The following is a 1,753-nucleotide window of genomic DNA, read 5'->3' as shown; positions in this document are numbered from 1 at the left end:
GGTCATGCTTGCATAGGTCCGGTCCAGCGTCGTGTTCTCCGCGCGTTCAGATCAGGCAGGGGCGCCGCTCGTCTCTACTTCATCGACAGGCGCACTTCGTCGCCTTCGGAATGCGCCACCACGCCGAATCCGGTTTGAATGAGGCGGACGAAGCCGTCGATGTTGTGCGGGTCAAACCGCACGCTGAGTCGCAAGGCGGCCGCGTCTTCGTTCACGATCAGCTGTCGGCGGTTGTAGCGGTTGAACTCGGCGGCAATTTCTCTCAACGGCACGTTCTCGAACTCAAGCCGACCTTCACGCCAGCTCAAGTCCTTCTGAGTTTGAACGTCTGATTTGGTCGCAACCATGACGGAGTCCACTTGGGACACTGCGGCATCATTCTTGGTGAGAGTGGTCGAGGCCGAAGGACGTTCCGTGCCGGCGCGGTCAACCCGATCAAGTCGAACCCGCCCCTCGAGGACCGTCACCTGCGTGCGACCGTCTTCATGCCTCACACTGAACTTTGTGCCCAGGACGGTGATGCGATCACCCCCCGCGGTGATGACGAAGGGGTGCACAGGGTCATGCTGAATTTCGAAGAATGCCTCTCCGGAGTCCAACCAGAACTTGCGCTCGCCGGAGTTGACCAACGCCCTCGCCTTGGTTCGAGTGTTCAAGGTCACGCGTGATCCGTCGGACAAAGTGATGTCCTGCCGCGCTCCAATCGCCGTGATGAACTGCTCTTCGCTGGGGCCCCGAACGCCAAGGTTTGCAACGAGGCCCACGACCCCAAGGAACATGATGCTGGCGGCAATGCCCATCCATGCCCTACGTCTCGGTGCACGGAGCGGGCGGCCCGCAGGCGCGGCCGGCGTATCCGTTTCACCGGGCCGCGGAAGATCACGAATGTCATCTGCAATCTGCCAGGCGCTCTGCAGTCGAAGCCATGCCACCATGTGAGCGGAACTCGAATTCAGCCAGTCCTGAAGTGACCGTTCGTGTTCTTCGGTCCAGGTGCTGACGTCGTCCTTGCGCGCGAGCCATGCAGCAGCAGCAGCCTGAATCGCATCATGATTCACAGAACCCGGTGTGCGCATGATCGTCATTGGTCTCTCTCCCCGCGGCGCATTCGCTTCATCCAACCTGCTGCCGCCTCGATGCCCTGCGCGAACAGAGTCTCCGCCAAGGCCCGAACTCCCACGGTGATTTGCTTTTCAATGGTTCCTTCTGCGATCCCGAGGCGGTCCGCAATTTCCTTGTTGGACAGTCCATCAATCTTTCGCAGCATGACGACCTCCCTGCACCGTGGCGGCAGGTCGTCCAATGCCAACTGCAACAACTCGAGTTTTTGCCGCGACTCGGCAAGCCGCTCGGGGGTGAAGTCGTTGCTCGGCTGGGCGGGCAGGTCTTCAAGATCTGCAACCACCTCGAAGGGGACCACCTGGGCCCGGCGCACCTGGTCCACGAGCAGATTCCGAGCGCACGTGAAGACAAAGGCGGCCGTTGCCTCCGGCACTCCGGTTCGTTGCGCCGACTCGTATACCCGCATGTAGACCTCTTGCCTCAGATCGGGCAGGTCCTCGGCGTGGCGCCAATGTCGCCGGAGAAGGCGCATCAAAGCCGGCTCGAGTGGCAAAACCTCTTTGCTGAACCACTCAGCGATCATGACGGCCCCTGCCGCAGGGAGCACGTCCGTCCGCGAGCCTTCAGGGGCAGATGCATGTCGAGATTTCACACCTTGTATTGACGAAGGAGAGCGCCACTTCCCGTACGC

2 protein-coding genes are annotated in these 1,753 nt (G+C 61.2%); both read right to left on the bottom strand.

What is annotated here, in order from left to right:
- Positions 1-74 precede the first annotated feature (74 nt).
- The gene (locus tag ACXJKR_RS31530) at positions 75-1,085 is read right to left on the bottom strand and encodes a FecR family protein (protein WP_457326204.1); all 1,011 of its coding nucleotides are present in this window, start codon (positions 1,083-1,085) and stop codon (positions 75-77) included.
- On the bottom strand, positions 1,082-1,645 hold the full coding sequence (locus ACXJKR_RS31525; protein ID WP_457326203.1) for an RNA polymerase sigma factor: 564 nt from the start codon (positions 1,643-1,645) through the stop codon (positions 1,082-1,084). The genes ACXJKR_RS31530 and ACXJKR_RS31525 overlap by 4 nt, the downstream gene beginning before the upstream one ends.
- Positions 1,646-1,753: the final 108 nt, after the last annotated feature.

The sequence above is a fragment of the Roseateles sp. P5_E11 genome (genome assembly GCF_054049355.1).
The sequence above is the reverse complement of the archived record's forward strand: the minus strand, read 5'-3'. Positions and strand labels throughout refer to the sequence as shown.